The 12,062-nt window shown below is 36.3% G+C and carries 12 protein-coding genes; 2 read left to right on the top strand and 10 right to left on the bottom strand.

Translation table 11 applies throughout. The features are described from left to right. Positions 1-95: 95 nt before the first annotated feature. The 4 genes from rlmA to fldB form a co-directional block, all read right to left on the bottom strand. Positions 96-929 (bottom strand): 23S rRNA (guanine(745)-N(1))-methyltransferase, encoded by an 834-nt coding sequence (rlmA, locus tag B8W84_RS01155; RefSeq protein ID WP_094751502.1) that lies wholly within the window; start codon positions 927-929, stop codon positions 96-98. A gap of 80 nt (positions 930-1,009) precedes the next feature. Beyond that, positions 1,010-1,750, bottom strand: a complete 741-nt coding sequence (pflA, locus tag B8W84_RS01160; protein ID WP_094751503.1) for a pyruvate formate lyase 1-activating protein — start codon at positions 1,748-1,750, stop codon at positions 1,010-1,012. 264 nt (positions 1,751-2,014) lie between these two features. Beyond that, entirely contained in the window at positions 2,015-4,300 is a 2,286-nt protein-coding gene (gene pflB, locus B8W84_RS01165) for a formate C-acetyltransferase (protein WP_094751504.1), read from the bottom strand. 701 nt (positions 4,301-5,001) lie between these two features. Further along, positions 5,002-5,520 carry a flavodoxin FldB gene (fldB, locus tag B8W84_RS01170; RefSeq protein ID WP_094751505.1) on the bottom strand — a complete coding sequence of 173 codons (519 nt, stop codon included), beginning with the start codon at positions 5,518-5,520 and terminating at the stop codon, positions 5,002-5,004. 36 nt (positions 5,521-5,556) lie between these two features. Between fldB and xerD the strand changes: the two genes are divergently transcribed. Then, complete coding sequence (gene xerD / locus B8W84_RS01175) at positions 5,557-6,453, top strand: site-specific tyrosine recombinase XerD (protein ID WP_094751506.1); 897 nt, start codon at positions 5,557-5,559, stop codon at positions 6,451-6,453. Positions 6,454-6,546: 93 nt separating this feature from the next. Here the strand turns inward: xerD and B8W84_RS01180 are convergent, their stop codons facing one another. Further along, on the bottom strand, positions 6,547-6,864 hold the full coding sequence (locus B8W84_RS01180; protein WP_094751507.1) for a hypothetical protein: 318 nt from the start codon (positions 6,862-6,864) through the stop codon (positions 6,547-6,549). 35 nt (positions 6,865-6,899) lie between these two features. After that, entirely contained in the window at positions 6,900-7,916 is a 1,017-nt protein-coding gene (gene epmB / locus B8W84_RS01185; protein ID WP_094751508.1) for an EF-P beta-lysylation protein EpmB, read from the bottom strand. A gap of 29 nt (positions 7,917-7,945) precedes the next feature. Between epmB and efp the strand changes: the two genes are divergently transcribed. Then, positions 7,946-8,515, top strand: coding sequence for an elongation factor P (efp, locus tag B8W84_RS01190; RefSeq protein ID WP_094751509.1), 570 nt, complete (start codon positions 7,946-7,948; stop codon positions 8,513-8,515). Between the two features lie 54 nt (positions 8,516-8,569). On the opposite strand, the gene frdD is transcribed toward efp, so the two are convergent. From frdD to frdA, 4 genes are read right to left on the bottom strand one after another with little or no spacing between them, the layout of a single operon-like run. Further along, the gene (gene frdD / locus B8W84_RS01195) at positions 8,570-8,947 is read right to left on the bottom strand and encodes a fumarate reductase subunit FrdD (RefSeq protein ID WP_094751510.1); all 378 of its coding nucleotides are present in this window, start codon (positions 8,945-8,947) and stop codon (positions 8,570-8,572) included. Between the two features lie 9 nt (positions 8,948-8,956). Further along, complete coding sequence (locus tag B8W84_RS01200; protein ID WP_094751511.1) at positions 8,957-9,346, bottom strand: fumarate reductase subunit C; 390 nt, start codon at positions 9,344-9,346, stop codon at positions 8,957-8,959. Between the two features lie 42 nt (positions 9,347-9,388). Then, a complete protein-coding gene (locus B8W84_RS01205) occupies positions 9,389-10,126 on the bottom strand; it encodes a succinate dehydrogenase/fumarate reductase iron-sulfur subunit (RefSeq protein WP_094751512.1) in 738 nt (245 codons plus the stop codon). After that, entirely contained in the window at positions 10,123-11,904 is a 1,782-nt protein-coding gene (frdA, locus tag B8W84_RS01210; RefSeq protein ID WP_219349754.1) for a fumarate reductase (quinol) flavoprotein subunit, read from the bottom strand. The genes B8W84_RS01205 and frdA overlap by 4 nt, the downstream gene beginning before the upstream one ends. Between the last annotated feature and the right edge of the window lie 158 nt (positions 11,905-12,062).

The raw sequence follows: 12,062 nt of genomic DNA on the forward strand, positions 1-12,062 counted from the left end.
ATCAGTACATTAAAGCGTGTTAATGTGCTGTCAAAGAGCCTACCAAGTTATCCTAAATTATAATACATAAAAGATAGATGCATCGTATTTATCTTTTATGTTAACGAAGGTGCGGATTTTTGGTATATCTCAATATTGAAATCACATTCAATTTTCCATTTGCGTGCATTTAATAGATCTTGCATCTTTTGTGGATTAAATTTCCATGCAAAAGGGGTCATTTGAATCAAGTCATGCAAAATTTGAGCGTTATCTATGCTCAATATATAATTAACATTCACGCTGTCTACTTTATGAAAGCCTAAAGGCGCATTGTGACTACTAATATGTTCATTAACATGTGTATAAATTTTTTCTCGAAGTTGAAAAAGATGACGTGGTGCAGGTGTAACGGTAAAAAGGTAAGCGCCAGGTTTTATTAAACGTTGTAATTCGCTTTCTAGAGAGGGCGCATAAATTCGAATGATCGCATCGAGAGAGCTGTCTACAAGTGGAACTGCATAGGCACTCGCGACACAAAAACTTATTGTCTTATAGCGTTTAGCTGCATAACGTATCGCAACTTTAGATATATCTAAGGCGCTGACATGTGCTTCTGGGCTTAGGCTGTTTGCGAGTAAGTTCGTATAATAACCTTCACCACAGCCAAGATCTAAAATATGAGGTGCACTCTTGCCGAGTAATTTTTTTGTTACTAATTCACAAAGTTTATCCGCCATCGGGCGGTAACCCTCGCTGTTTAAAAATGCGCGTCGTGCTTGCATCATTTTTTTGTTATCACCAGGGTTTTTTGAGCTTTTAGCCTGTACGGGTAAAAGATTTAAGTAACCTTCTTTGGCAATATCAAAATGATGATTGTTCTGACAAATTTTAGTATTGTTTTTGGTTAAGAACGAGGTGTGACAAAGCGGACAAATAAATGCGTGCATAATAAATCTTATCAGGTATTAATCTAGATGAGGGGGAATAGGGGAGTAACCCCCAGCGATAAAAAATAATGCGATAACGCTTAATAAATAACATTATCATTATAGGTTAATAAAATGTTTTTTATGTTTTCCATGATATCTTTTGACGGTGGATTAACACCTTCTAATGGATAAGATTCACCCATTGCTATCCACTTGTGTCGACCTAAATCATGATAAGGTAATAATTCTATTTTTTCGATGTTTTTCATAGGTGCAATAAATCGGCCTAAAGCATGGGCATCTTCAATCGCATCCGTATAACCTGGGACGATGACATATCGCAAATAAACGGGTTGATTTATTTCTGCTAAGTATTTTGCAAATTGTAGCGTATATTTGTTGCTCACATGAGTTAAGTCAATGTGTTTTTGGTCATCAATTTGCTTTATATCGAGTAAGACAAGATCGCTTAATTTGAGTACTTCTTTAGTCAAATCATCAATGCGTCTTACAAAACCATTAGTATCAAGGCAAGTGTGAATGCCCTCTAAATGGCAGGCCTCAAACATTGCTTTAACAAATTCAGGTTGAAGCATTGCTTCTCCGCCAGAGATAGTGATACCTCCACCAGAAGCTTGCATATAACTGCGGTATTGTACGATCTCTGCTATCAATTCATCGACACTCATTTCTTTGCCACCATTAAGCGCCCACGTATCGCGATTATGACAATATTTACAGCGCATTAAGCAACCCTGTAAAAAGATAATAAAGCGAATACCAGGGCCGTCAACGGCTCCACAAGTTTCAATTGAATGAACAAGTCCCATTACTGACATGTTAGTCCTCTAAAATAATGAGTGTAACACTCAATTTAATGATAATGAGTATTATGACTTAAATTTGCATTTATCACTCGTGGTAGGTGATTTACCTAGCGAGTATATGCGCTATCCTTTAAATAAATACTATGTGTATTACGAAATAAATATCACGTTAATTTAAAGGTGTTGTTACATAAAAAGAAAGGTTTCATCTGCAAAGATGAAACCTTTTTTAGTATATCAGGCTATGTTACCACTTAACCTGATTATCTGTACTATTTACATATTTGATGTAAAAGTACGGGTAATAACATCGTTTTGTTGCTCTTTAGTTAAAGAGTTAAAACGTACCGCATAGCCTGATACACGAATAGTAAGTTGTGGATACTTTTCAGGGTGATCCATAGCATCTAATAATGTTTCACGGTTCATTACATTAACATTTAAGTGTTGACCACCTTCAATGTCAGGTGTGTGTTTAAAGTAACCATCCATTAGACCCGCAAGATTTGAACGTTGAGAATCTTCTGTTTTACCCAGTGCGTTTGGTACGATAGAGAAAGTATATGAAATACCATCTTGTGCGTAAGCAAATGGGAGTTTAGAAACAGATGTTAAAGATGCGACTGCGCCTTTTTCATCACGTCCATGCATTGGGTTTGCACCAGGAGCAAAAGGAGCACCTGCTGCGCGACCATCAGGTGTATTACCTGTTTTCTTGCCGTATACCACATTAGATGTGATAGTTAGGATAGATTGTGTAGGACGTGCATTGCGGTACATTTTGTGTGATTGAAGTTTTTTCATGAACAATTCAACAAGTTCACAAGCCATATCATCAACACGTGCATCATTATTACCGAATTTAGGATATTCACCAGTAATATCAAAATCAATAGCAATACCATTTTCATCACGAATTGGTTTAACTGTTGCGTATTTGATAGCTGAAAGTGAATCTGCAGCAATAGATAAGCCCGCGATACCACATGCCATTGTACGTTCAACATCTCTGTCATGTAGTGCCATCAATGCTGATTCGTAGCTATATTTGTCATGCATGTAGTGAATACAGTTCAGAGCTGTTACATAAGTATCAGCAAGCCAATCCATAAGTAAATCTAAGTTTTTGTATACTTCATCATAATCTAAAACTTCAGATGTAATGGCAGGTATTGTTGTAGGACCTATTTGTGTTTTTGTTTTTTCATCTACGCCACCGTTAATTGCGTATAAAAGTGTTTTTGCTAAGTTGGCACGTGCACCAAAGAATTGCATTTGTTTACCAACAATCATTGGTGAAACACAACACGCAATTGCATAATCATCGTTATCGAAGTCATTACGCATTAGATCATCATTTTCATACTGGATAGAAGAAGTATCGATAGATACTTTTGCACAGTATTTTTTGAAGTTAATCGGTAATTCTTCAGCCCATAATATAGTGATATTTGGCTCTGGAGATGGACCCATTGTGTATTGAGTATGTAAGAAACGGAAACTGTTTTTAGTAACTAATGTACGTCCATCAACACCCATACCACCAACAGATTCAGTTGCCCAAATAGGGTCTCCTGAGAATAGGTCATCATATTCAGGTGTACGTAAGAAACGAACCATACGTAGTTTCATTACTAGGTGATCGATAAGCTCTTGAGCTTCTTCTTCTGTGATTTTTCCTTCTTTAATATCTTTTTCAATGTAGATATCAATGAAAGTAGAAGTACGACCAAATGACATTGCAGCGCCATTTTGAGATTTTATGGCAGCAAGGTAACCAAAGTAAGTCCATTGAATGGCTTCTTTAGCTGATGTCGCTGGGCCTGAAATATCAAAACCGTATTTAGCAGCCATTTCTTTCATTTGGCCTAAAGCGCGGTATTGCTCAAAAATTTCTTCGCGTAGTTTAATGGTATCTTCTAAAGTGTCACCTTTAACTAGTTCTGCTTCTAAACTTTTATGTTGTTTAGATTTGTCAACCATTAGGTAGTCAATTCCGTATAATGCAATACGACGGTAATCACCAATAATACGTCCACGGCCATATGCATCAGGTAAACCAGTTAAAATACCTGATTTACGACATTTTAGGATGTCACCTGTGTATACATCGAAAACACCTTGGTTATGTGTTTTGCGGAATTCAGAGTAAGTTTTGCGAATGTTTGCATCAAGTTCTTTACCGTAAACTTTACAAGAACCATCGATCATGCGGATACCACCATTGGGGATCAGCGCACGTTTAAGAGGTGCTTCAGTTTGTAAACCAACAATTACTTCTAAATCTTTATTAATATAACCAGCATCATGAGCTGTAATTGTTGAAACTACATCAGTATCAAAATCAACAGGAGCATGTGTGCTATTTTCTTGTTTAATGCCGACCATGACTTTTTCCCAAAGCACATCAGTTGCTTTAGTTGCGCCGGCCAAAAAGCTTTCGTCACCATCAAAAGGTGTGTAGTTTTTTTGAATAAAATCACGAACATTTACGTCGGTTTTCCATTCGTCACCAGCAAAGCCATTCCATGCTGATATAAAGTCTTCATTTAATTTAATCATAAAGATTAACCTTTAATTGTTAGAGTATTAAAAAAACTGGTTAATTGGTTTTAAGGTAAGCATCTAAACTTGCCTCTCTCACCAATTATTGTATTCATCTTGATATTTTAAGAATGAATAATAGGTAATAAATTTGCATCGTTTAAAATTTCATGGCCATTGTAGAAGGCAAATAAAATTATTCTAATTAATGTATTAAAACGGGATAGTCCCGAGTAAAAATATTTTAACATACTGTTCAAAATACTTAATGAACTCGTCTTAAAAAAGGCAGAGAAATAACATCTTTATTGACGTGGTATTGAACGTATGTATCAAGGCTAAGATGCGGAGATACACTAGCTGCTTAGGCTCACTTCATGTCAGCTGTTATCTTATATATTTAGAACAAAATAAGTCTAACAAATGGTATCTAGTGCAAACTTGATATAGGTCAAATTTTCAATAGAGGCTGTAATTTTATTACAGTTTATTGCGTTTTTTAGATAATTTGCTTATTTTGCGCGCAAAAATGCTGTTTTTAGTCTTAATATCGGTTATTTATTTTCTAAAATGTCGTTTACAAGTAATTTTGTTTGTTTTATAACAAGAATACTGTGAAGTCACGCAGTATACTTTATTTTTTAATACTTAGATAAAATAATGCACTTCAATTTATATTTATTATGTCTGTGTGTTATCGCTAAGTATTTTTTATACTTTTAAATATACGTTTGTATTTCGTTTAAAATCTGTAAACACCATGTTTCAATGCGCTCATCGGTGCGTTCATATTGAGAGTCTTCATCGATAGCAAGTCCTAAAAAATGCTGTTTATCGACACTGAGGGCTTTTGATGCGTTAAAATCATAACCGGTGATAGGCCATTGGCCGATAAAAGTAGGAGATTGAGCACACAATTCGTCATGAAGCATGCCGACTGCATCAATAAACCATTCTCCATATCCTAGTTGATCTCCTAGACCAAAAATGGCCACGATTTTATTGTGCATCGGTAAGCTTGAGACGGCATGCCATAATGATCCCCAGTCTTCTTGTAACTCGCCATAGTCCCAAGTGGAAATGCCAAAAATAACAATATCATAGTCTTTTATATGGCTCAATCCTGTCTCTTTTATGTTATAAATATCAACAATATCATTGCCAATGCAGGCTTGAATTTTTTCTGCCACAATTTCGGTGTAGCAGGTACTTGATGCATAAAATAAGCCGATTTTCATTTTCATTACCTTTATATAAAAGAGAGCGATAGTTTAATGCAAGCGTTAACAATTGACCAATTTTTAGATACATTATGGCTGGAGCGTGGTTTATCAAAAAACACTCTTGCTTCTTATCGTTTTGATTTATGTTTAGTCGAAGATTTTTTAAAAACAAAAAGTAAAAAATTACTCGAAGCAAGTTATATGGATCTATCGGATTATTTTAGTTTTCGGTTACATTGTGATGTGCAATATAAAAACAGCTCAACGGCGCGTTTGATGAGCGCTTTACGTCGTTATTATCAATTTGTATGCCGTGAAAAATTACGTGACGACGATCCAAGTGCTAAATTACAAAGTCCCAAAACAATCAAGCCTTTGCCTAAATCATTGTCAGAATCTGAAGTAGATGCTCTGTTATCGGCTCCGGAGATAACAGACGATGTGCAATTTAGAGATAAAGCTATGTTGGAATTATTGTATGCAACGGGATTACGTGTTTCTGAGTTGGTGGGGTTGCAAATGCAAGAGGTTAATTTACAGCAAGGTGTAGTGCGTGTGACCGGAAAAGGCGAAAAAACACGGTTGGTGCCTCTTGGAGAAGAAGCTAATTATTGGTTAGATCGCTATATTATCGAAGTGCGGCCAGAGTTACTCAAAGGGCGAAGTAGTGATATTCTTTTTCCTAGTCGTCGAGGCACACAAATGGTTCGGCAAACTTTTTGGCATCGGATTAAGTTTTATGCTCTGCGTTGTAACATTGATAAAACACTGATATCACCACATGTATTGCGCCATGCTTTTGCAACGCATCTTTTAAATTATGGTGCAGATTTACGTGTTGTACAAATGTTACTTGGGCATAGTGATCTTTCAAGTACACAGATATATACGCATATTGCTCAAGATCGATTAAAACAATTACATAAAACGCATCATCCACGCTCATAAAGATTTAATCAGTAAGGTTAATTCTATATTCCTATATGCAATCCCATTGCTTTAATATAGAAATATTAATATTTTCATATTAAAGCAACGAATTTAATTTTCTAGTTGTACTTTAAAAGAATCTAACGTTTTAAATAAAAGTTCTATTTTTACAATAATATTAGGTAACAATGTTTGAAATTGTGTGTCATCTTCGATTTGTATTGCTTGTAAATCCGCTACCAGTTCTTCGACATAAGGAAGAAAAGTGGAGGCTTGATTTTTAAACGCACTCTGTTGTTTAAAAATGTGTGTGAAACTATTTTTTTTATCGCCATGTAAATGTGCAAGTTGTTTATCCGCTTCGACAGCTAGATGATAAATTTTCTTCACATTTTCTTGTAGTAGTTTTAATACATTTTCTTTGCTCATTTAATCGCCTTGATATTGAGTTTGATTTACTCTGATTATAGCGGATTTATTAGTGTTTTACTTTTTTCTCCTGCAATTTCTCGACTTAATCTCGGCACTAGATATCCCGGTAATTCGCCACTTATCTCTAAGATAAGCTGTTTTGCTTTATTTTCAGACACATCAAAATGGTGTGCGCCCTGTACTTTATCTAATAGGAAAATATAGTACGGGAGCACATGAGCATCAAAAAGCGCTTCACTCAGAGCAACTAATGTCGCACAGTTATCATTAATTCCACGGAGTAATACACTTTGATTCAAAAGTTGAATACCTGCTTTGTGTAGTTTTTTTAGGGCGGTCTTTAAATGAAGGTCAATTTCATTCGGATGGTTAATATGTAGAACGACAATGACTTGTAATCGTGTGTTTTGTAATATTTTACAAAGTGTGTCGGTTATTCTTTGCGGAATAACAACTGGTAATCTGGTATGAATGCGTAAGCGTTTTAACTGCTTTAAATTTTCTAATTCACTTATAATATAATGTAAAAAATCATCGTTACTCATGAGGGGATCTCCTCCGCTTAAAATAACTTCATTAACATCTGGGTGTGCTTTGATATAGAGAAGTATCTCTGCAAATTGCTTTTTATTTAAGTTATTTTCATTGTAAGGAAAGTGGCGTCGGAAACAATAACGACAATTAACGGCGCAGCCTGACTTTAAAACAAGTAGAATGCGACTTTTATACTTATGCAATACACCCTGTATGCTATTGTCGTGTTCTTGTAGTGGATCGAGACTATAGCCTAAGACTTGTTTATCTTCTTCTGTAATCGGCAAGATTTGTTTTAAAAGTGGATCGTTAATATCTCCTTTTTTCATTTTTGCAATAAACGGTAAAGGCACTAATAACGGGAAGTTTTTACGAGCCGACGCACTTAAAGGGAACATATCGGGTGTTAAATCTAATAATTTTAATAGTTGTAGTGGATTTTTGATGGCATTGGCCAGTTCTTTTTGCCAAGTGGGTGCGGTATAGGTATTATTCACGTTAATTACTTTCATCATTTTTAAAATTAATTTATAAAGAGGTTATTATGGCTACATATAGTACCAGTGAATTCAAAGGTGGGCTAAAATTCATGCTCGATAAAGAGCCTTGTGCCATTATTGATAATGAATTGGTGAAACCGGGTAAGGGACAAGCCTTTAACCGTGTTAAATTTCGTAAATTATTGTCGGGTAAAGTGGTTGAGAAAACCTTTAAATCAGGTGAATCCGTTGAAGCGGCCGATGTAATGGATCTTGAGCTTGTGTATTTATATCACGATGGTGAATTTTATCATTTTATGGATAATTCTTCTTTTGAGCAAGTTGCCGCAGATGCGAGAGCGGTAGGTGATATGGACAAATGGTTAGTGGAACAAGATATTTGCACTTTAACTCTTTGGAATGATAATCCAATTGCGGTTACACCGCCTAATTTTGTAGAAATAGAGGTGACAGAAACGGATCCAGGCCTAAAAGGCGATACAGCGGGAACTGGTGGAAAACCTGCGACCCTTGCAACTGGCGCTACGATTCGAGTGCCTCTCTTTATTCAAATAGGTGAAGTGGTTAGGGTTGATACTCGTAGTGCAGAGTATGTCAGCAGAGTTAAAAAATAACATATTTATTTTAATAAAATAAACCAGCATTACGCTGGTTTTTTATTGTGTAAATTAAAACATCGCGAACAATAAAGTTGCAATAAACACGCTTACAGTAAAGGCGAAGCCATAACAAAGCACGCGTTGCCAATCTCTACCTCGTTTGATCCCTAAATCATGTAACCCATGAAATATACGATGAAAGGTATGCCACAATGGTAGTGCAATGAGCACTAAAATAATGAGTGCCCCATACCATGTGCTTGCAAAGGCATGCAAGTTGTTATAATCAAAATGACTTCTATTAATATAACCAAGAGGAATCAGTAGGCCTGTAATAAGTATCATGACTGGCGTAATAAATGCACAAAGCATTCCGCCAGCACCAAATAATCCCCAAAAAACAGGCTCATGTGAACGTTTATATGTTTTCTCTTTCAATTCATTCATCATACATTCCTATAAAGTTATGATTAATAAACATAAAACAGTAACTATTGCAAAGGCGGCGTAGTGTGTCGCAATAATAACACTGTCTTCAATCCGTGTACCTTTTACCCATAATGCGATTGCTTTAGGTGCTAAAGCAAACCACGTTATACTGTGATATAGCGCAAAAATAAGGACTATTAGGTGCAATATAATAAAAAAAGGATTTTGCAATGTGTCTAACCACATATTAAAAGAGCTTTCACCTTGGCTTAGATTAAATATTCCCCAAGTTAAAATAAGGCTATATAGGGTAATAAAAATACAACTTCCTTCACGAAGCATATATCGGGTATAAAAGCCTGTTTTTAACCACCAATTTGTTTCTAGTTTACGTATATAAGGTTTACGTTTACTCATCTGTCTCTCCTACATCGATAACAATAATATGGATTAATGTTTTTAATCGGGTTTAAATAAACCGATAAGATAATCTTTACTACTTTCAACCTTGAGCAATTGAATAGCAGCAGCGGGATCCACCTTTTTAGGACAAACGGTTGAACAATAACCGACAAAAGTACAACCCCAAACACCTTCTTCTTGATTTAGTATTTTCATTCGTTGAGCACTTCCAGCATCGCGACTATCTCGGTCATAACGAGCAAGTAAAGCCAATGCGGCAGGGCCAATGAAATTATTATCTAAACCATATTGAGGGCAGGCAGCATAACAAAGTCCACAGTTAATACACATAGAAAATTGTTTGTATTTTTCCATTTGTAAGGGAGTTTGTTGATATTCACCAGAAGACATACAAGCGTTATCACCCGGGATAAGATAAGGTTTTACCGATTCGAGTTTTTGCATGAAATCGTCCATGACAACAACTAAATCACGTTCAATCGGAAAATTAGCTAAAGGCTCTAAACTGATTTTATTAGGATAATAATCTCGTAAAAATGCTTTACAGCCTAATTTCGGGATATTATCTATCATGAGGCCACAGCTACCACAGATAGCCATTCGACATGACCAACGGAAGCTGATAGTCGAATCAAGATGATCTTTGATGTACTGTAAAGCTTCTAAAATAGACGTGTCTTCGATGTAAGGGACTTCAAAGCTTTGTGTAAAAGGCTTTTCGTCCATTTCGGGGCGATAACGTAGGATATCGATGACTATAGTTTTTTTATTCATTTTATATCCTCCTTTATTTTTTTATCACCGGCAGCGCCATAAGCTCGCTGTGCCGGTTGGCTACGCGTGATAGTGACTTTTCCATATTTGATCTCTGGTGCGTCATCACCTTGATAATAGGCAAGAGAATGTTTTAAATAATTTTTATCATCACGTTTTTCAAAACCATCAATACGTTGATGTGATCCACGTGATTCTTCTCGATTAATCGCACTATAAGCCATGGCTAGAGCCATATCTAGGAGGTGACCTAATTCAATTGCATATAAAAATTCAGTGTTAAATACACTTGATTTATCTTCTATTTTTATATTCTTATAGCGTTTTTTAAGTTCATGTAATTTATCAATCGTTTTTTGCATCGAAGGTTTAGTGCGATAGATACCCACCCCTTCTTCCATGGTATCACCCATTTCTTGGCGTATATCCACCATTTTTTCACTGCCATTGCTGTGTAAAAAATCTTCAGTGCGTTGAACTATCTTTTGCGCTTTTTGTTCTAATATTTTTATATCGATATGTTTCTTTTCTTGTGCGTAAAGGGCGGCTTCTTGACCTGCAAGCTTACCGAATACAACTAATTCAGACAGTGAATTAGAGCCTAAACGATTTGCGCCATGTAAGCCAACGGATGCACATTCTCCAACTGCGAACAGGCCACTTAAAGATGTTGCTGTTTTGTTGTTTGTTGCAATCCCTCCCATTGTATAATGCACGGTAGGACGCACAGGAATAGGCTCATGAACCGGATCAACGCCGACATATGCTTTTGCTAATTCTCGAATAAATGGTAAGCGTTCATTGATGAGAGCTTCACCAAGATGGCGTAGATCAAGATGTATGTAATCGCCACGTTTACCTTTAAATACATTGCCTTTTTTTTGTTCTTGCCAGAAAGATTGACTGAGTTTATCTCGAGGACCCAGTTCCATATATTTGTTTTTAGTTTGTCCGAGAGGAACTTCAGGGCCTAAACCGTAATCTTGTAAATAACGATAGCCATTTTTATTCATTAAAATGCCACCCTCTCCGCGACAACCTTCGGTCATTAGTATGCCACTTCCTGGTAACCCAGTTGGGTGATATTGTATAAATTCCATATCACGCAATGCAACGCCATGACGATAAGCTATTGCCATGCCATCACCGGTAACAATACCGCCATTGGTATTATAACGATAAACTCGGCCTGCACCACCTGTTGCCATGATCACAGATTTAGCTTGTATTAGTTTTATTTCACCTTCTGCTATGTCTAAAAGTAGTACGCCTTGAACCGTTTCATTTTCAATGATCAAATCTAAACAAAAATGTTCATCAAAGCGTTTGATATTTGGGTATTTTAATGAAGTTTGAAAAAGTGTATGTAATAGATGGAAACCACTTTTATCTGCTGCAAACCAAGTACGTTCTATTTTCATGCCACCAAAGGCACGAACATTAACGGATCCATCTTCTTTACGACTCCATGGACACCCCCAATGTTCTAATTGAATTAATTCTTTACGCGCGTTTTCTACAAAATACTGTACAACATCTTGCTCACAGAGCCAGTCGCCTCCAGAAACAGTGTCATCGAAATGATGCTCAAGTGAGTCTGTTTCTTGGGTTACTGCTGCAGCTCCCCCCTCTGCCGCAACGGTATGGCTACGCATAGGGTAAACTTTAGATATAAGAGCAATCTTCAAGTTTGGGTGTTGCTGTGCGATTTCAAGAGCTGCACGTAATCCTGCACCTCCTGCTCCGATGATCGCGACATCCATTGTAATTGTTTTCACATTTATCTCCCATCAAAAAAACATGAATTTTAGAAAGTTGAGTGTAGCAAGCACACTAAAAAAAAACGTGAGAATGGTAATGTTTTTAACGCTGAGATATCACTTTTTTGCGACATATTTGTTTTAAGTCAAATATTTGATAAGAGATAAATAGATAA

The sequence above is a fragment of the Psychromonas sp. CD1 genome, assembly GCF_002239585.1.
In the GTDB taxonomy this organism is placed as follows: domain Bacteria; phylum Pseudomonadota; class Gammaproteobacteria; order Enterobacterales; family Psychromonadaceae; genus Psychromonas.

Excerpts from the sequence above, each read along its gene's own strand:
- rlmA (WP_094751502.1), bottom strand. The coding sequence starts at position 929 with ATGCACGCATTTATTTGTCCGCTTTGTCACACCTCGTTCTTAACCAAA.
- pflA (WP_094751503.1), bottom strand. The coding sequence starts at position 1,750 with ATGTCAGTAATGGGACTTGTTCATTCAATTGAAACTTGTGGAGCCGTT.
- pflB (WP_094751504.1), bottom strand. The coding sequence starts at position 4,300 with ATGATTAAATTAAATGAAGACTTTATATCAGCATGGAATGGCTTTGCT.
- fldB (WP_094751505.1), bottom strand. The coding sequence starts at position 5,520 with ATGAAAATCGGCTTATTTTATGCATCAAGTACCTGCTACACCGAAATT.
- xerD (WP_094751506.1), top strand. The coding sequence starts at position 5,557 with ATGCAAGCGTTAACAATTGACCAATTTTTAGATACATTATGGCTGGAG.
- B8W84_RS01180 (WP_094751507.1), bottom strand. The coding sequence starts at position 6,864 with ATGAGCAAAGAAAATGTATTAAAACTACTACAAGAAAATGTGAAGAAA.
- epmB (WP_094751508.1), bottom strand. The coding sequence starts at position 7,916 with ATGATGAAAGTAATTAACGTGAATAATACCTATACCGCACCCACTTGG.
- efp (WP_094751509.1), top strand. The coding sequence starts at position 7,946 with ATGGCTACATATAGTACCAGTGAATTCAAAGGTGGGCTAAAATTCATG.
- frdD (WP_094751510.1), bottom strand. The coding sequence starts at position 8,947 with ATGAATGAATTGAAAGAGAAAACATATAAACGTTCACATGAGCCTGTT.
- B8W84_RS01200 (WP_094751511.1), bottom strand. The coding sequence starts at position 9,346 with ATGAGTAAACGTAAACCTTATATACGTAAACTAGAAACAAATTGGTGG.
- B8W84_RS01205 (WP_094751512.1), bottom strand. The coding sequence starts at position 10,126 with ATGAATAAAAAAACTATAGTCATCGATATCCTACGTTATCGCCCCGAA.